Origin of the sequence: Rhizobium sp. R693, assembly GCF_002211315.1 — a bacterium.
In the GTDB taxonomy this organism is placed as follows: Bacteria; Pseudomonadota; Alphaproteobacteria; order Rhizobiales; family Rhizobiaceae; genus Rhizobium.
Genome location: NZ_LOKY01000002.1, coordinates 86,280 through 103,744 on the forward strand (window position 1 = coordinate 86,280; position 17,465 = coordinate 103,744).

Below are 17,465 nucleotides of genomic sequence, written 5' to 3' on the forward strand. Positions count from 1 at the left end.
GCATGCTGAAGAGTGTGAGCGGTCTTCAGCTGAGATCCCGCTCTATTCATTAGACGCAAACCATTGCGAGCAAGAATCCGGAATTGACACAGACCGGCGCCGGCCTTCATAAAGTGCACGGGGCCGGCACTGGGAAGGATGTAACGAGGGATGACGCGAGTTGCGACTGCGCCAATGCTCCTTGCCTGCGTTGCCCTGACCGCCTGTAACACCACCGACGCCTTGGTCCCCCTAGTCGACATCGGTAATTCTTCCACAAACATGCGCTCGTCGCCGGTAACGCAGGGCGACGTTGAGCGCATGGCGGGAACCGCCCCCCGCCAGCAGGCCTTTACCACCGAACAGCGGTCGAACGGATATCATCCTGCCTACAATCAGACGGGCTATCGGCAGGGTTCCGGCGCACCGCCGACCACGATGGACGCCCAGGCTTTGGCGCTGGAAAACGACGCCCGCCCGCCCGCGGCGGCCGCGCCGATCAAGGCTCAGACGCTGTCGGAGCCGATATCCAACGCCCAGGCCGAGGAAGAGGACATGGTGGAAGCGCCTGCTCGTGAGCCGCCGCGGCAGCAGACCCAGACGGCGACGCTGAACACCAGCGCATCGTCACGCAGCACGACCGTCCGCTTCCTGCCGATCATCGGTGCACCGGTCCAAGCCGTCACACCGCTTTCGCGCCAACTCGGAGCCGAGGCGCGGTCACATGGGTTTTCCATCAAGAGTTCGAATGACAGCTCCAGCGCCTACATTCTGAAAGGATACCTCTCCGCCTTTTCCGACAGCGGTAAGGTGACCGTGGTCTACGTTTGGGACGTTCTCGACGGAGCAGGCGCACGCCTGCACCGCATTCAGGGACAGGAGAGCGTGCCCTCGGAAGCGCAGGACCCTTGGGCTGGCGTTCCGGCTTCGGTCATGCAGCAAATCGCCTCTAAAACCATCACCGAATTCTCGTCGTGGCGTGATGCTCGCGGAGGTTAAGCCACAAGCTTTTTAGAAATATGAGCCGAGATGACGCCTTAGGCCTTGCATTCAGGAGCAAGCTGGCTAAAAAGCGCGGCTATCAGCAGGAAATAGGCGGACCAAGATGAAGGTTTTCGCAGGCAATTCGAACCGGCATCTCGCCGAAGCGATCTGCAGCTATCTCAATGTGCCCTTGGGCAAAGCCAGCGTCAGAAGATTTGCCGACCAGGAAATCTTCGTCGAAATCCAGGAAAACGTCCGTGGCGAGGACGTGTTCGTCGTTCAGTCGACGTCCTTCCCGACGAACGATCACCTCATGGAATTGCTTATCATGATCGATGCGATGCGCCGCTCGTCCGCACGCCGCATCACCGCCGTCCTTCCCTATTTCGGCTATGCTCGTCAGGATCGCCGTGCCTCCGGGCGTACGCCGATCTCGGCCAAGCTTGTCGCGAACCTGATCACGGAAGCCGGCGCCGATCGCGTGCTGACCCTCGATTTGCACGCAGGACAGATTCAGGGCTTCTTCGATATCCCGACGGATAACCTCTACGCCATCCCGGTCCTGACCCGCGATATCAAGGCCAACTACGACATCAGCAACGTCATGGTCGTTTCACCGGATGTCGGCGGCGTCGTTCGCGCGCGCGCGCTCGCCAAACGCCTCGACTGTCTGCTGGCGATCGTGGACAAGCGCCGTGACCGTCCGGGTGAATCCGAAGTCATGAACATCATCGGCGAAGTTGAAGGCAAGGATTGCCTGCTGATCGACGACATCGTCGATTCCGGCGGCACGCTCTGCAACGCCGCCGACGCGCTGCTTGCCCAGGGCGCCGCGAGCGTCACCGCCTATATTACCCACGGGGTTCTTTCAGGCGGTGCGGTTACCCGCATCACCTCCTCGAAGCTGCGCGAACTCGTTATCACCGACTCCATCCAGCCGACGACCGCTGTCCAGTCGGCCCACAACATCCGTGTCGTAAGCACGGCGAGCCTGATGGGTGAAGCGATCAACCGGACCAGCCAGGAAGAATCGGTTTCCAGCCTGTTCGACTGACGCGTCACGAAATTCTCAACGACCGCAGAGGTTTGATCTTCCCCGGAAATGCAACTTGCGCTAGGATTTGAAAAGAAATCCACGTGGGGGAAGAATAATGACGCTCGCCGGATTCCTGTCGCTGCGAAAGTTCGCCCTATTGGCACTCATGCCGCTTCTTTCCGCCTGCGTCGACGTCGGGCCTAGTTATTCGCGTCCGCCGCCTCGCCCACCATCGCATCCGTCGCCTCTCCCACCGAGGCCGCAGATGTGCACCATGGAATACGCTCCGGTTTGCGGCCAGCGTGGGGCGCGTGTCCAGACCTTCTCCAATGCGTGCGAGGCCCGCGCAGCCAACTTCACCGTCATCGGCCGCGGCCAGTGCCGCCGACAGCCCGGCATAACAATCCGCCCGCAGCCTCCCGCACCGCCGCGACCCGGTGGTATCTGCACGCGCGAATACCGGCCGGTATGCGGCCAGCGTGGTCAGCAGATGCGGACCTTCCCGAATGCCTGCGAAGCTGGCAACAGCGGCTTCCGCATCATCGCCCAAGGTCAATGCCGCCGCTGATTTCAGCAGCGGCTGACCAAATCGATTCAAGCAGCCGCATTACGCAGCCATATGGGATGCGGCTGACATAACCTCCTGGGGTGCTGGCACTCCGAACATGTGCCGTCCCTCATCTGGGACTTCGGTAAAGCACCAGCGAACGACGCCGTCGCGGTCGAGCAGGAATTCGCCGACCAGTTGCCCCTCACCCGTTGCAATCATGCGCTTGTCGTCGTCGGTGAATTCATAGCCGTCAGCCTTGTCGAGATAGTCGACAGCTGCCATCGGAGCCATCGGCTCAGGCAGGTCAGGCAGGTCGACGCGCATCGCGGTGAGTGTGTCGAGGCTCACCTTGTAAGGCCATGCCGTTTCTGATTGCGTGAACTCGATGTTCGGAAGCCCGAAGGCTCGATGCGATATTCGGTCGGGATCAGATGCAGCCAAGACGTTTGGCAGGGGGTGATAACGGAAATAAAGGCGCGCCCGGTCGATGGGCGTATTGACGATCGTCAGGCTCTCGATGCCTTTCTGCTGGAGATCGCCGGCAAGGCTTGCCATCGCAGCGATCTGCCGCCGGCAAAACGGACAGTGGAGCCCGCGAAACAGGCCGACCAGCACAGGCTTCTGCCCTCGGAAGTCATCGATCGAAATTTTGCCCTGACGCGTGATTGCATCGAGAACGACGTTTGGCGCACGATCGCCGGGCTGCAGTGGTCTTTCGCTTTGACTTTCGGGCATGACACCCTCCCTCGCTTGCGCATCGGCGGAAGGCCGAGCAGAAGAAAAAAATAGCGAAAACTCAGTACTTTACCTGCCGGCACTGAATCAATCCAGGAAGGGCAGCACGACGAGTGCGTCGGGATCCAGCCCATGCCTGACGCAAACGTCTTGGGCGAGTGAAAAGTATCGCTCGGCCTCGGCCATGTCGTCCTTTTCAAGGTTCAACGTCGCGAGCCCATCATAGCACGGAAAGAGGAGCTGCGGTTCGCCGATTTCACGCGCGAGCTGAAGCGCTTCCTCATAATAGTTCCACGCGAGGTCCGGTTTGCCATGACATTGATGGATCTGTCCGAGCACGATGAGCGGCACCGCCAAGTGATCGCGCTGGTCCAGCGCCCGATCGATCTCGATCGCTCTCTCCGCCGCCGGGACTCCCTCCTTGGCACAATTGTCCGTGAAGGTGCAGCAGGCGACAGCGAGATTGGCAAAAAGACGAGCCTGAAAGCCGAGATCGGAAATCCGCGTGGCGACCTCCAGGCCTTGGCGGCACACATCGATGGCGCGTGCCGGATCGACGATCGTGTAGAGCACTCCAAGATTGGAATAGGCGCGGCAGGCAGCGCTCAGCAATCCGGCCGCCTCGGCCACCTCCAGGCTTCGCTCGACCTCGTGTACCGCTTCGCGATGCCGCCCCAACCGTGCCAGTGCTACGCCCTTCGTATTCAGCGCTTCCGCGCGCACCTGCGCGGACTCAGACGCAGCGGAACCTGCCTCGTCGATCGCCGCTGTATCGAGGCAGGATAGCGCATCATCGGCCCAGCGTGCCGCCGCGCTTTGATCGCCCATTCGGAAGGCAAGATGCCCACGCTCCTGAAGAAGATGGGCAAGCTCGATCGGCGCATTGCTCTCGCCGAGCAGCGAAGCTGCCTGGGCATAGTCGGCATCGGCAAGATCCCTTCTGCCGGCGGCGAGATTGAGACGGCCAAGCTTTCGAAGGATTCGTGCCGCACCGGGCCGATCGCCGACCCTCCTTAAGGTCGCCAATACGCGCCCATAGTGTTCACGTGCCATGTCCCGCTCTCCCGCCGGCCCGCATAGATCGGCGAACCGCTCAGAAAGGGCAAGCAATTGCGAACTGGCCTGCGGATTTTCCGAAATCGCCACGAGCGCTTCGCGGTAGAGACGCATCGCATCGTCATTGGCGTAGGTCTTGCGGGCCAAATCGCCCGCAGCCATGAGATATTGCACACCCTCGCTCGTCTCACCCGCCCGGCAGTAGTGACGGCCGAGCTGTGCAATGTCCTCAAGCCGATCTGGTATTCCATGATGCATCCGCTTGATCGCCGCGCCGATGCGTGCGTGCAACTGCTTGCGACGCTGTAGCAAGAGATTGCCATAGATGGCATCGTGCAATAGCTGTTGCGGAAAGCGATAGGAGGTCGCCTTGGTCGCAGCAGCGCCGGGCATCTCCTCCACGATCTCCGCCTGGCAGAGATAGTCTAACCCATGCTCAACGCGCGCAGCGTCCGATGCGACAGCGCGAAGCAGCGCGGGATCGAAGCGTGGGCCGATGACGGCAGCTTCCTGCGCCAAGCGCTTGATTTCGGGCGGCAAACGGTCAACGCGCGCAAGCAGCATCGCCTGTAGGCTCATCGGTATCTCGGTCCCCATTTCAGCGCCCGCGACACGCCAAGCTCCACCATCGGAACGCAGCACGCCTGTCTCGATCAAGGCACGAACGATCTCCTCGATGAAAAGAGGATTGCCGCCCGCGCGTGCGAGAATGCGAGAACGCGTCTTTGCAGGCACAGAGCTGTCCCTGCCGAATAACTGGGCCAGCAGCGCCTCGCCGTCCTGAACCGAGAGCGGCGCGAGTCGCATGAGTGTGTGGTTGATCCGGCTTGACTCCAGGCCCTCGCCCTCCGCAACCGACCGCCCTGTCGTCAGCATCATCAGGCGCGTTCGCTCCAGCCTGTCCAACACGAAACGAAGCGCCTCGATCGACGCCGCGTCCGCCCAGTGAAGATCCTCCACGACAAGCAGCAGCGGGCTGAGCGACAGGCGTCGCTCGAAGAGGGTGCGCGTGGCGTAAAAGATCTGCCGCCGAAGTTGCTCCGGCTCGACATGGCGCAGCGCTCCGTCGGGATCGCCTAGGCCAAGGACGTAGGATAAAAGCGGCGTCAGACCGGCGACCTCGGCCTCGCTAAAACCAAGATCGATCAATCCTGATACCAGCAGTTCCGCAGTCCGGGCTGCCGTTTCCCGCTCGGCTATTCCATAAGCGCTGCGCAGAACGGATGCGAGTGTACCGTATGACTGCTCGCCAAGCGGCGAACAGACAGCGCGGCGCACGACAACGTCACGAAATCGCTCTCCCTCAGAGACCGTCTTCAGGAACTCCCCGACCAGCCTTGACTTGCCGATGCCGGCCTCGCCGATGAGCTGGACGAGTTGCGCACTTCCGCCACAGGCAAGATCGAGGCAATCGGACATTCGCGACAACTCCGCGTCACGCCCGATGAGTTCGGCGTGTAGTCCGAGGCTCTCCAGTCCGCGCGCCGCATGGGGTGTCTCCATCCGCCCGAGGAGACGATGCACCTGCACATTGCCCGTCTTCCCTCGAAGCGTCAGCGAGCCGAGATTTTCGAACGCGAATGCATGCTGCGTCAGGCGCCAGGTTACCGGCCCGACGAGAATCTCACCGGGCCCTGCCATGGTTTGCAGTCGCTGGGCCGTGTTCACCGTGTCGCCGGTCACTGAATAGGAACGCGCCGCCGCCGCCCCGAAGCCACCGCTGACCACCGGTCCGGTATTGATGCCGACATGCAGCTGCAGCGGATCGCCACCGGCCAGATCCAGCCACTTGGCGCCAAGACGTTCGGCGCCCGCGATCATGTCGAGCGCTGCGCAAAGCGCACGATCGGGATCATCCTCATGTGCCGTCGGCGCACCGAACAACGCAAGCAGCGCGTCGCCGACGAACTTGTCGACAAAGCCGCCGTAGGCTTCTACCGCGCGCGTCAACTCTTCGAACAGCTCGTTCTGCAGGGAGCGCATCAGTTCGGGGTCGGTTCTCTCACTGAGAGCGGTAAAACCACAGAGGTCAGCAAATAGAACAGTCAGGGGACGTCGGTCGGCCACATCGTCCAGTGGCGACGGAGACGTGACCGGCTGCGGCGCCTCAGCTGGAGCGGCAGAGCTCTCGGCCCGACTAAGGGCATTTCCACACTTCGGGCAAAACGCGAAATCGGGCTGGCAAGCCGCTCCGCAGGACGCGCACACAACAGGTTGTCTTGCGCCGCACTTGGGACAGAACGCAAAACTGCTTTCGATCGCAAAACCACAGGCGGCACAATTCATCGGGCCTGCCTCTCGGAAGCGTATCGCCCCCACTTGAGCAAACGCTTAAAAAGACAGCATGAACCTGCCGGGGGCGCCCTGCAAGAGCCCCGCACCTAGAGTTGCGACAGGCTCAGTCCGCACCCTTGATGACCTGGCCGTTGATTGTGACGGATCCGTTCCGAGCAACGCTGATATCCCAGCGCTGGCGCCCATCTGGATCGGTCTTTGCAAAGCCCTTCGCCATCATCAGGCTGAACGAAACTTGATTGAGATCGGCGTTGGTCTTCGCAAGCTCCTGAACGGCAGCGACGGTCTTGTCCAGATCCCGCGCCAGAACGGTGACATCCATGGAATAATCCTTGGACGTGTCGATCCGCCCGCGGATCTTGCCAGAAATCTCGGCATCATACACGCTCGACACCGCGCTGATCTTCGGGAAGTCCATCACCAGTTCACCGCCCTTGAAGAGCCGCTCGGCCGCTTTCTTGCCGCTGTCCTCCGATGCGGCGCCGCCGGTGAAGTCAACTTTGAGAAACTCGTCGCCGAAGGCCGCGAAATCCATATCGGCAATGGCGAACTTCAGCTGGAATTCCTGCGGCACGAACGCCGAGTAGGCCGCAGGAACGATGGGGCTCGCGAAGCTGATCTCTTCCGCCGTCACACCGACTCCGAACCGCGTGGCGTTGGTCGGACCGTCGAGCGTGACCTCGTAACCGACGTTCTTCGCACCGCCGTTCCCTGCAGCGCTCGACACTGTCAAGTTGTTGAAGCCAATCGTTTCGTTGAAGCTCGTGAGCAACGGGAAAGCATCGCGAAGCATCGCCTTCAACTTGTCGCTGTCCGCCGTGGCAAGCTTCTCTTCGTCCGCGTGGTCGATCGCGAACATGATGATGTCGCGAACTTTGTTTGCAGGCAGGCCGTTCACCGCCGCCGCGAAGTCAAATGCGTCAGCGCGAACTTCGACCGGCGGCACCTCTTGGCTGCTGATCTTCTCGAGGAACCCTGTAGCGGAACCGCTGGTGGCAAAGTTCGTTGTGCCAGCCGCGGCCCCCTCCGATGACGTCACCTTGTACTTCATGCCGTCAAAGCTGGCGTTAACCTCCTCGGTTTCGGTCTTCGACGAAAAGTTCACGGCCTTCGTGGAGAAATCACCTGAGCGGAAATAGCTGATCGCCGGGTCGAAAATACCGCTGAACACGAAGGCATCGATAGCGTAGGTAAAATCCGTTTTCGCCTGTCCCGGCGCCTTGAAGTTGCCGGAAACATTGAGGGAGTTGTTCCCGTCCACGCTCCATAGACCGGTGTCTAGCGGTGTCGCGAACATCGACCACGGCGTCAAGCCGGTGATCGCCAGACTGCCCGGATCGACTTTCTTCAGGAGCTTCGCAAGATCGTAGATAATCTCGTAGCGAGTCCCTGCCGGATTGACGGTCACGAAGCCTTCTTTCGCGACGCTCCTCGGCAGCAGCTTCGTCAGGCTCTCTTCAACTTTCTTTGCCCCTGCCTGGTTGACGTCGGCCGCATAGGCCGCGGATGCCAGACCGATTGCGATCGTGCTCGTTGCCGCAATGAGATTGAGCCGCATAACCTGAATTCCTCCGCCATCTGCGTTTTGCGAGCATGTGAGGTTTCCGGGCGGCGGATGTCAAGCTGTGTTGCAGGGCAACGGTCAGGCCGCGGCGTCGGTTTTCACCGCAACTGACGAGCGATCCGCGTTCTCGACTACAGCTGTTGCGTCGGCATTGACGAAGGCCTCGATGTCGGGACGTGGCACCGGCCTTCCGAAAAGGAAGCCTTGCACCTGCAGGCAACCTTCGCGGCGAAGGAAATCGACATGCTCCTCCCGCTCCACGCCCTCGGCGAGAACCGGAATATCAAGGCTCTGCGCAAGAATGAGCGTCGAGCGAACGATCGCAGCCGACTGCTTGTTGGTGACGACGCCATCGACGAAGGCACGATCGATCTTGATCTTATCGAACGGGAAACTCTGGAGTGTCGACAGCGAGGAATATCCGGTGCCGTAGTCGTCCATTGCAACCTTGACGCCCAGCGCCTTCAGCCGCCGGATGGCATTCAGCGCGTGCCCGTGGTCGGCAATAATACCGGATTCCGTGATCTCGAGCTCGAGCCGCGGCGCTGCCAGACCAGTTTCCATCAGGATCTGCTGTACGATCTGCGGCAGGCGGCTATCGGCGAGTTGCTGGGCTGCCACGTTAACGGCGATGTTCAATGGTCTCTTCCAGCTGGCAGCTTCCACGCATGCGCTACGCAGGACCCATTCGCCAAGCTCCATGATGAAGCCCGTCTTTTCAGCGATCGGGATGAATTCGGCCGGCGAGATGTAACCACGCGTCGGGTGCTTCCAGCGCAGCAACACCTCGAAGCCCAACACCTCCCGTGTCATGGTATCGTTCTGCTGCTGATAGAACAGCTCAAATTCGCCTTTCTTCAGCCCTTCGCGCATCTCGATCGCCAGAGCATTTCGTTCGCGCGCTGCCTCGTCCATCGAAGGATCATAGAAGCAAATGCTATTGCCCGCCGTTGTCTTGGCGCGGTACATGGCGACATCGGCCTGCGAAAGCAGGTCATCAACGCTTCGTGCCCTGTCTGGGAAGCTGGAAACGCCGATGCTGGACCCGACGCTGAGCGACTGGCCGTTCCACTCCACCGGCCGTTCGATCTCGTCGAGCAGGCGTTGTGCTACGCTTCTGGCCTCTGAACGACCAGCGTGATCGCGCATCACGACCACGAATTCGTCACCACCAACCCGGGCGGCAAACTGTCCCTTCTGCATGACTTTCGCCAACCGCTCGCCGATTGCCCGCAGCACGGCGTCGCCGGCGGCATGGCCGTGCACGTCGTTGATTTCCTTGAAGCGATCGAGATCGAAGCAAAGGACGGCGATGTTCCAGCCGATTTCACGAGTGCTCTTGGTCGCTGTAGCGAGATGCTCGTTCAGCGCCGACCGGTTCGCCAGGTTCGTCAATGGATCATGAAGGGAGAGATGGCGGTAGCGGGCGACAGCTGCTTCCGTCGACTGCATGTCGATGATGTAGGTGGACGCACCAAGAAGCAGGATGATGATCATCACCGCGCCGACAAGGCTGGTCATCACGCCCACGGAGAGAATTTCACGCGGAACGGCGATTGCCGCATCCGGCACGATCGTCATACCCGCCATTCCGAGGAAATGCGTCGAAACGATCGCAAGGATCAGCGGCAAAGCCGCCCCGACCGGGCTGAAGGGCGCCGTCGGGCGCGCAACTCGGCTCGCCATGAGGGCGCCGAAACCGGCAGCTGCAATCAGCGAGGTAACAACATAGGCACTATTCCATTGAACATCGCCAGCCACCTTGTAGCCGGCAATGCCGACATAGTGCATGGCCGCTACGCCAAGGCCGACGATTGCGCCACCGGCCTCGACCAGCGCATCCTGGCTACGCATCGACGCGACCGTAAAGCCGATCATCGAGGAGGCGACGCCGATGAAAAGCGACAGCAGCGTCAAATCCGGCTCATAACCGCTGAGCGTCGGCGCATTGAAGCCAAGCATGGCAATGAAATGGGTTGTCCAAATCGTCGCGCCGCCGACGAAGGCCGACAGGAAAAGCCAATTGAATCTCTGCAGTCCCTGCGTGCGCCGAACCCGCGAGAAGAGCCGAACGGTAAGCAGCGAGCCAAGCAGGCAGATCACGGTTGCGAAGATCAGATGCGGCCAGCTGTGTTCGGCAACAATGCAGGTAAGAAGACGAGGCATCGGAGGGACCAGGTTGCGTTTTGGCCTTCATAGCAACGCCGATATTTTGTATTACTTAATCTCGCGGGAAATCCAGCTATATGGTTAAGCTTTCGCGATCCGCTTCAACCTCCGGAATCGTTCGAGCGACACCGCTCGCCGACTGCTTGTTTGGAACGTGGCCCTTTATCGATGACAGGCACCAGCTTGCCTTTCCGTCACATCTATACTATAGCGCACGCGTCCGCGCAGACACCCTTGGAGGCAACGCGGATGAGGATGGGGTAACCCGCCTCCAGTTCCGCGGCAAGCATAAGCCTGCGCGGGGCTCTCCAAATAACCTCGGAAGGAAAAGTCATGAGCCACGAAAGCTACGAGCTCAAGGCCGAGGCGCGCGAACGGGTTGGTAAGGGGTCCGCCCGTGAACTTCGCCGCAACGGTTTGATTCCCGCTGTCATCTATGGTGACAAGCAGGCCCCCATTTCTATCGCTCTCAGCACCAATGAGGTGACGAAGCGCATTCACGCAGGTGGCTTCATGACCACCATCGCGACCATCGAAGTCGACGGCACGAAGTACAAGGTTCTGCCGAAGGACTATCAGCTCGATCCGGTCCGCGACTTCACGATGCACGTGGACTTCCTGCGCGTTTCCGGCAACACCCAGGTTACCGTTGAAATCCCGGTTCACTTCGTCAACGAAGAGAAGTCCCAGGGCCTCAAGGCTGGCGGCGTTCTGAACATCGTTCGTCACGAAATCGAAGTTCATTGCCCGGCCGATGCAATCCCGGAATTCTTCAACATTGACCTCAGCGGCAAGAAGATCGGCGACAGCATCCATATCTCCGACCTCACCCTGCCGAAGGGTGTAGCGCCGGTTATCGCCGACCGCGACTTCACGATCGCAACGATCATCGCCCCGGCCGGCGGCGTTGACGAGACGGTTGCGGAAGAAGGCGAAGCAGAAGCCTGATCGCTTCCATAATTTGTAAAGCATAGGGCCCGCTTTCTTGCGAAAGCGGGCCCTTTTCGTTGGCGGTAGGAAGCCCGTTTCAGCAACATTTAATACATTTCGTGAAACCATGCCGGTACGTTTTTGAAGACCCACGGGCGTAGAAAATCGTGGATGCAAAGTGCGGCTGGGAGCAAACGGAACAATGAACAATTCCGTTGAAAATCGTTTTTTGGCAATTATTTGCGGAGCATTGCTGCTCTTCGTCGCCCCACTGTTCGTCCTTTTTCTTTTTCTTTCCTCTGAGCGCGCAGACAAGGAAATACGTGACCACATCTCGGTTCTTCTTGTCGCCAATTCTCAGGCACTCGCAAAGCCGCTCTGGGACCTTGACGACGACAGCGTGACCCAGATCAGCGCGACGATCGTTTCGCAGGGCGCCATCGTCAAGGTTCAGGTCCGCGACCAGTCGGGGCAGCTCGACGTCACACAGTCGACTATACCGAAGTCGTTTAACGGCAGCCTCGTCCAGGTGTCGCGCGCGATCATATACAACACCATCGACGGCCCGAAAAATCTGGGCACCATTTCCGTGTTCTATCCGGCGCTCGGTCTCTTCTCCGGCCTCAAGCACGAAGAAGTCGTCTTCATGTCGATCTTCATCTTCGCGGTGCTTGCCGTATTCAGCGCTGCCTTGATCGGCAATCGTATCTTCATCATCCGGCCGCTGATGCGCTTGACGGCCGCGGTCGAGGCCACGCGCCAACTCGGATCGCGGCAACACGTGAACTGGCAGTCTAACGACGAGATGGGCCGCCTCGCCCGTGGCTTCAACGAGATGCAGTCGAAGCTCGAAAGCGAGGAACGCGAATTGAAGCTCGCGCATCGCCGTGCCGTCGACATCTACGACCTGACCCCCGCCATGCTCTTCTCCCTTGACGAGGACGATCGCATTACCGCCGTCAGCGACTACTGGCTCGTCGCGACCGGCTACGACCGACCGCACGTGATCGGCCGCCGGTTCGCCGACCTCGTCACTACAGATACGCGCGAAGCCTTCCTCAAGCGCAAGAACGATCTCGAGGGCGGCCCCGCAGTCGATGTCACGGTCAAGTTCATCTGCGCCGACGGTAACATTATGGATGTGCTCATTCTGGAATCGACGGCGGCGACCGCGGGTTATGATCGGCTCTCACTGTCGGTTATGACCGATGTCACCGAGCTCAAAGCCTCCGAGGCCCGCAACCACCAGCAGGCCATCAGGGACCATCTGACCGGCCTGCTGAACCGTCAGGGGTTCGAGTCAGTGCTCGACACCAAAATTCAGGAGGCGGATGCGGCAGGCCAGGAACTCGCCTGCCTGTTCATCGATCTCGATCGCTTCAAATGGATCAACGACAATCTCGGCCATGCCGAGGGCGACAGGGCCCTTCGGGAGTTTGTCGACCGGTTGAAGATGCACCTGGCACCATCCGATCAAGCGGCCCGCCTGGGCGGCGACGAATTCGCGATCCTTCTCCCGGCAAAGGATGCCACCCGCCGGGCAAGCGCGATGGCCGAGCAGATTGCCTCCATCTTCATCGAGCCGTTCGGTCCGGACCTGCATATGAGCGCCAGCGTCGGTATCGCCATTTACCCGCTCCATGCCGCGAATGCATCCGAGCTGCTGCAGAAATCCGACATGGCCATGTACGCAAAGAAGCGTGACGGCAAGAACGGTGCGCAGCTCTTCGACAACAGCATGATGGACCGTACTCGGGCCCGCGCCGAAATCGAGACCTATATCGAGGCCGGCCTCGCCGAGGACTGGTTCGACGCCTACCTGCAGCCGATCGTCAACCTGAACGGCCGCGGCATCGCGGGTTTCGAGGCCCTGATGCGCCTCAACCATCCGCAAAAGGGCTTGATGGCACCGGCGGAAATCATCCATGTCGCCGAGGAAACGGCGAAGATTATTCGAGTCGGCAACGTCATCATGGAGAAGGCGATCGCCCATCTTGCCGCCATTTCCAGGTTACCGAGAATGCAGGACAGCTATCTCGCCATCAACTTCTCTCCCTTGCAGTTCGAAGACGCCCTGCCCGCGCGTCTGGCCGCACTGCTTGGCCGCCACGGCATTCGCCCTCAACGCATCGTCGTGGAGATCACCGAGGCGGTGCTGATGCATAACAATCCGCAAATCCACACTGTTGTCACCGAGATGCGCCGTTTCGGCTGCAGAATTGCCCTCGATGACTTCGGTACCGGCTATTCCTCACTGAGCTATCTCAATCGCTTTCCGGTCGACATCATCAAGGTCGACCAGTCGTTCACCCAGTCGATCAACGACACAAATGATGATGTCCGCGAAAAGAGCCGCACGCTGGTGGAAAGCATCACGACGCTATCCCACAAGATGGGCTGCACTGTCATCGCCGAAGGCATCGAGACCGAGGATGAATGCCAGACGCTTCACGAAATGGGCCTCGACTTCGGCCAAGGATATCTGTTCCACCGCCCACAGCATGCCACGGCTTTGATCGAGCGTTTGTCCGCAGCGGAACAGCCTATCGCGCGGGCTTCTTGAACACGGGGAAGAAGGTCAACGCGATGAAGAGACTGCTGCTTTCCATTCTGTTGGGTCTCGCTGCCTCGACCCATGCCATTGCAGCCGCCGTCACACTCGCGACGGAGGAATACCCTCCCTTCAGCTACCGCGACGGGAAAGCAATCAAAGGCGCCTCGGTCGAGCAAGTCGAAAAGGTGATGAAGGACGCCGGCATTGAATACAAAATCGAGATGATGCCTTGGGCGCGAGCCTACGCCCTCGCCCAAAACACGCCTTTGGGCTGCGTCTTCACGACCGCGCACAATGCGAAACGCGATCCGATGTTCAAATGGGTCGAACCGCTACTGGTCGATCGCAACATCCTCATTACCAAGACGGGCTCCGGCGTGACAGCCAAGGATCTCGAGGAAGCCAAGAAATACACGGTCGGTACCCAGCGCGAAGACTACACCGAGATGACGCTGAAGGAGAACGGCTTCACCAAGCTCGACATCGCCACCGACTTCAACGCCACACTGCGCAAGCTACTTAACGGTCGCATCGACATGATGCCGATCTCCGAGATCTACTTCGGCAAGCTCAAGGCGGAACAGCCCTTGGAGATGGTTACGATACTCTCCACCCAGCCGATGGGGATAGCCTGCGAGAAGAACTTCCCAAGCGATCTGCTGACCAAGATGCAAGCCGCACTGGACAAGCTGATTGCCGATGGCACGCAGAAGGCCATCTTCACCAAATATGGCCTAAGCTCCGCGGACTGATTTTTCCGCGGCAGCGGCCACTTCGTCTTGACTTTGACGCCGTTTCGCGATGGTGAACGGAAAAAGCACATTGCAAGGAATGAACGAGCCATGCTGATCATCGCGGGTCTCGGTAATCCCGGCGGCAAATACGCCGGAAACCGCCACAACATCGGCTTCATGGCCGTCGATGCCATTTACCGTCGCCATAATTTTTCGCCTTGGTCGAAGAAGTTCAAGGCTGAGATTGCCGAGGGCGAGATAGCGGGCGAGAAGGTGCTGCTCATCAAGCCCCAGACCTACATGAACCTCTCGGGCGAAGCCGTCGGCGAGGCCATGCGTTTTTACAAACTGCAGCCCGCCGACCTCGTTGCGATCTATGACGAACTCGACTTGCCCTCCGGCAAGGCCCGCCTCAAGACAGGCGGTGGCCATGGCGGCCATAACGGCATCAAGTCGCTGGACGCTCATTGCGGCAAGGAATATCGCCGGCTGCGACTCGGCATCGGTCACCCCGGCGTCAAGGAACTCGTGCAGCATCACGTTCTCAGCGACTTCGCAAAGGCCGACCAGGCCTGGCTTGAACCGCTGCTGGATGCGCTTGCCGACAATGCCGACATGCTGGTCCGCAAGGAAGATTCCCAGCTGATGAACAAGCTGGCCCTTGCGCTCGGCGGCAATGTCGAAGAGGAGAAGCCGAAGCCGGAGAAGAAGGCGGCGGCAAAGTCCCATATCCACCAGGCCCGCAATCATAACCAGCCAAAGCTGCCTGCAACTGGGCCAATGGCTGAAATGCTGAAGAAAATGTTCGGCAACAAGGGCGATTGAACCATGTCTGCCGGCGAACTCGTCATCCGCGCCGCCGAGATTGGCGATCTGCCGGGCGTGCTTGCCCTTTACCATGAGCTCAACCCAACTGATCCGGTCATGGACCGCGCGTTTGCCGAAGGTGACGCTGGTCATCGTCCCCAATCTGACCCGGCATGGCGCGTCTTATGCACTGATCGAGAACGTTGTTACTGCTGCCGATCACCGGCAGCGTGGCTACGGACGGGCCTTGATCCTGCATGCCATCGAAACGGCATGGAAGGCCGGCTGCTACAAGGTGATGCTCCTTACCGGCTCGAAGGATCCGGCAACGCTGCGTTTCTACGAGAACTGCGGTTTCAGACAGGACAAGACCGGCTACCAGATCCGACGACCGGCTGACGACTAAGCTCAGAGCAGCCCGAGCCTGAAAAGAAGGAGAATGCTGGGAAGCCTGGTTAGAGATCGCAAGCTATTCCTCCGGCTCCGCCGTCAGCATCAGGGGAAAGCCGGCCTCCTTGGCATAATCCATCGCCTCCTTGACCTTGGTCTCGGCGATATCCTTCGTACAGACCACAACGACGCTCGATCCCATCTTGTGCGCTGTCATCATCACACGATAGCCAACCTCCTCACTCATGCGGAAGACAGCCTTGAGGATCATCACGACGAATTCGCGCGGCGTGTAATCGTCATTGAACAGGATGACCTTATAGAGCTTCGGCCGATCCAGCTTCGGTTTAGACTTTGTCTTCGGTTTAAGGGCAATATCGTTGTCACTCATCGGAAACCCACCGTTGATGACATGAAGAAGCGAGAACAGATCGCCAATATCTATATTGCGCTGCAAAGGCGACCCTTCAACCCTCGCAATGCAAGAGACTTGCGCGAAAAGCTTGACCGCAAGGCGCGTTTTATCCCATAGCCAGCACCAACGAATTCAAGAACAGCAGGTTTCTGGCCATGGGCTTCAAATGCGGTATCGTCGGTCTGCCGAATGTCGGCAAATCGACCCTCTTCAACGCGCTCACAAAGACGGCAGCAGCGCAGGCGGCAAACTATCCCTTCTGCACGATCGAACCGAACACCGGCGAAGTCGCCGTTCCTGATCCCCGCATGCAGAGGCTCGCAGTGGTCGCCGGCTCCAAGGAAATCATCCCGACCCGCATCTCTTTCGTAGATATCGCCGGCCTGGTGCGCGGCGCTTCGAAGGGTGAAGGCCTCGGCAACAAATTCCTCGCCAATATCCGCGAAGTCGATGCAGTCGTGCACGTGCTGCGCTGCTTCGAGGACGACGACATCACGCACGTCGAGGGTCGCATCAATCCGGTCGGCGATGCCGACACGATCGAAACCGAACTGATGCTGGCCGACCTCGAAAGCCTTGAGCGCCGTGTCGAGCAGACGCGCAAGCGCGCCACGGGCAAGGACAAGGATTCGATATCCCAGCTGCCGGTCATGGAAGCCGTGATCAAGCTGCTGAACGAAGGCAAGCCCGCTCGCCTGCTCTTGAAGACTCTGGCGCCGGAAGAAATCGAGATCCTGAAGGGCCTCAACCTCCTGACCTCGCATCCGGTCCTCTATGTCTGCAACGTCGCGGAAGCCGACGCTTCGACCGGCAACGAGCACACCAAGGCAGTCGCCGCCATGGCCGAGAAGCAGGGCGCCGAATGCGTCATCATCTCGGCCGCGATCGAATCCGAAGTGGCCCAACTTCCTGAGGAGGAAGCGGCGGAGTTCCTCTCGGCGCTCGGCCTCGAGGAAGCCGGTCTCGATCGGTTGATCCGAGCCGGTTACCACCTGCTCGACCTGATCACCTATTTCACGGTTGGCCCCAAGGAAACACGCGCCTGGACGATCGTGCGCGGCACCAAGGCGCCGCAGGCGGCTGGCGTGATCCACACCGACTTCGAACGCGGCTTCATCCGCGCCTTCACCATCGGCTACGACGACTACATCAACTTCAAGGGTGAAGTCGGCGCCAAGGAAGCCGGCAAGGGCCGCGACGAAGGTAAGGAATACGTCGTCCAGGACGGCGACGTCATCCACTTCCGCTTCAATACCTGACGCGAACC

Annotated in this window: 13 protein-coding genes and 1 pseudogene; 9 read left to right on the forward strand and 5 right to left on the reverse strand. The window is 59.9% G+C overall.

The window, feature by feature from the left end; translation table 11 throughout:
- Window positions 1–150 precede the first annotated feature (150 nt).
- The 3 genes from ATY79_RS03210 to ATY79_RS03220 all read left to right on the forward strand — a co-directional run bounded on the left by ATY79_RS03210 (window position 151) and on the right by ATY79_RS03220 (window position 2,567).
- Window positions 151–978, forward strand: coding sequence for a hypothetical protein (locus ATY79_RS03210; protein WP_088695335.1), 828 nt, complete (start codon window positions 151–153; stop codon window positions 976–978).
- A 106-nt stretch (window positions 979–1,084) separates the two neighbouring features.
- The gene (locus ATY79_RS03215; protein WP_088695334.1) at window positions 1,085–2,017 is read left to right on the forward strand and encodes a ribose-phosphate pyrophosphokinase; all 933 of its coding nucleotides are present in this window, start codon (window positions 1,085–1,087) and stop codon (window positions 2,015–2,017) included.
- 247 nt (window positions 2,018–2,264) lie between these two features.
- Window positions 2,265–2,567, forward strand: a complete 303-nt coding sequence (locus ATY79_RS03220) for a Kazal-type serine protease inhibitor domain-containing protein (protein ID WP_245312308.1) — start codon at window positions 2,265–2,267, stop codon at window positions 2,565–2,567.
- Window positions 2,568–2,606: 39 nt separating this feature from the next.
- On the opposite strand, the gene ATY79_RS03225 is transcribed toward ATY79_RS03220, so the two are convergent.
- The 4 genes from ATY79_RS03225 to ATY79_RS03240 all read right to left on the reverse strand — a co-directional run bounded on the left by ATY79_RS03225 (window position 2,607) and on the right by ATY79_RS03240 (window position 10,365).
- A complete protein-coding gene (locus ATY79_RS03225; protein ID WP_088695332.1) occupies window positions 2,607–3,284 on the reverse strand; it encodes a peroxiredoxin-like family protein in 678 nt (225 codons plus the stop codon).
- Between the two features lie 87 nt (window positions 3,285–3,371).
- Window positions 3,372–6,626 (reverse strand): adenylate/guanylate cyclase domain-containing protein, encoded by a 3,255-nt coding sequence (locus ATY79_RS03230; RefSeq protein WP_088695331.1) that lies wholly within the window; start codon window positions 6,624–6,626, stop codon window positions 3,372–3,374.
- Window positions 6,627–6,738: 112 nt separating this feature from the next.
- Window positions 6,739–8,193: a hypothetical protein gene (locus ATY79_RS03235; protein ID WP_088703059.1), complete on the reverse strand. Its 1,455-nt coding sequence runs from the start codon at window positions 8,191–8,193 to the stop codon at window positions 6,739–6,741.
- A gap of 84 nt (window positions 8,194–8,277) precedes the next feature.
- Complete coding sequence (locus ATY79_RS03240; protein WP_088703060.1) at window positions 8,278–10,365, reverse strand: EAL domain-containing protein; 2,088 nt, start codon at window positions 10,363–10,365, stop codon at window positions 8,278–8,280.
- A 336-nt stretch (window positions 10,366–10,701) separates the two neighbouring features.
- On the opposite strand from ATY79_RS03240, the gene ATY79_RS03245 reads away from it, so the two are divergent.
- The 5 genes and pseudogenes from ATY79_RS03245 (at window position 10,702) to ATY79_RS03265 (ending at window position 15,799) form a co-directional block, all read left to right on the forward strand.
- Complete coding sequence (locus ATY79_RS03245; protein WP_088695328.1) at window positions 10,702–11,316, forward strand: 50S ribosomal protein L25/general stress protein Ctc; 615 nt, start codon at window positions 10,702–10,704, stop codon at window positions 11,314–11,316.
- A gap of 184 nt (window positions 11,317–11,500) precedes the next feature.
- Window positions 11,501–13,861, forward strand: coding sequence for an EAL domain-containing protein (locus ATY79_RS03250; protein WP_088703061.1), 2,361 nt, complete (start codon window positions 11,501–11,503; stop codon window positions 13,859–13,861).
- Between the two features lie 23 nt (window positions 13,862–13,884).
- Entirely contained in the window at window positions 13,885–14,604 is a 720-nt protein-coding gene (locus tag ATY79_RS03255) for a transporter substrate-binding domain-containing protein (protein ID WP_088695417.1), read from the forward strand.
- 90 nt (window positions 14,605–14,694) lie between these two features.
- Window positions 14,695–15,411: an aminoacyl-tRNA hydrolase gene (pth, locus tag ATY79_RS03260; RefSeq protein ID WP_088703062.1), complete on the forward strand. Its 717-nt coding sequence runs from the start codon at window positions 14,695–14,697 to the stop codon at window positions 15,409–15,411.
- Window positions 15,412–15,414: 3 nt separating this feature from the next.
- Window positions 15,415–15,799 (forward strand): annotated as a pseudogene (locus ATY79_RS03265) (GNAT family N-acetyltransferase).
- Between the two features lie 63 nt (window positions 15,800–15,862).
- Here the strand turns inward: ATY79_RS03265 and clpS are convergent.
- Window positions 15,863–16,174 carry an ATP-dependent Clp protease adapter ClpS gene (gene clpS / locus ATY79_RS03270; RefSeq protein ID WP_088695416.1) on the reverse strand — a complete coding sequence of 104 codons (312 nt, stop codon included), beginning with the start codon at window positions 16,172–16,174 and terminating at the stop codon, window positions 15,863–15,865.
- 179 nt (window positions 16,175–16,353) lie between these two features.
- Between clpS and ychF the strand changes: the two genes are divergently transcribed.
- Window positions 16,354–17,457 (forward strand): redox-regulated ATPase YchF, encoded by a 1,104-nt coding sequence (gene ychF, locus ATY79_RS03275; protein ID WP_088695324.1) that lies wholly within the window; start codon window positions 16,354–16,356, stop codon window positions 17,455–17,457.
- Window positions 17,458–17,465: the final 8 nt, after the last annotated feature.

What these genes read in the sequence shown, in the direction of transcription:
- ychF (WP_088695324.1), top strand. Translation starts at nt 16,354, where the DNA reads ATGGGCTTCAAATGCGGTATCGTCGGTCTGCCGAATGTCGGCAAATCG.
- ATY79_RS03255 (WP_088695417.1), top strand. Translation starts at nt 13,885, where the DNA reads ATGAAGAGACTGCTGCTTTCCATTCTGTTGGGTCTCGCTGCCTCGACC.
- ATY79_RS03250 (WP_088703061.1), top strand. Translation starts at nt 11,501, where the DNA reads ATGAACAATTCCGTTGAAAATCGTTTTTTGGCAATTATTTGCGGAGCA.
- clpS (WP_088695416.1), bottom strand. Translation starts at nt 16,174, where the DNA reads ATGAGTGACAACGATATTGCCCTTAAACCGAAGACAAAGTCTAAACCG.
- ATY79_RS03220 (WP_245312308.1), top strand. Translation starts at nt 2,265, where the DNA reads ATGTGCACCATGGAATACGCTCCGGTTTGCGGCCAGCGTGGGGCGCGT.
- ATY79_RS03245 (WP_088695328.1), top strand. Translation starts at nt 10,702, where the DNA reads ATGAGCCACGAAAGCTACGAGCTCAAGGCCGAGGCGCGCGAACGGGTT.
- ATY79_RS03230 (WP_088695331.1), bottom strand. Translation starts at nt 6,626, where the DNA reads ATGAATTGTGCCGCCTGTGGTTTTGCGATCGAAAGCAGTTTTGCGTTC.
- pth (WP_088703062.1), top strand. Translation starts at nt 14,695, where the DNA reads ATGCTGATCATCGCGGGTCTCGGTAATCCCGGCGGCAAATACGCCGGA.
- ATY79_RS03225 (WP_088695332.1), bottom strand. Translation starts at nt 3,284, where the DNA reads ATGCCCGAAAGTCAAAGCGAAAGACCACTGCAGCCCGGCGATCGTGCG.
- ATY79_RS03210 (WP_088695335.1), top strand. Translation starts at nt 151, where the DNA reads ATGACGCGAGTTGCGACTGCGCCAATGCTCCTTGCCTGCGTTGCCCTG.
- ATY79_RS03215 (WP_088695334.1), top strand. Translation starts at nt 1,085, where the DNA reads ATGAAGGTTTTCGCAGGCAATTCGAACCGGCATCTCGCCGAAGCGATC.
- ATY79_RS03235 (WP_088703059.1), bottom strand. Translation starts at nt 8,193, where the DNA reads ATGCGGCTCAATCTCATTGCGGCAACGAGCACGATCGCAATCGGTCTG.
- ATY79_RS03240 (WP_088703060.1), bottom strand. Translation starts at nt 10,365, where the DNA reads ATGCCTCGTCTTCTTACCTGCATTGTTGCCGAACACAGCTGGCCGCAT.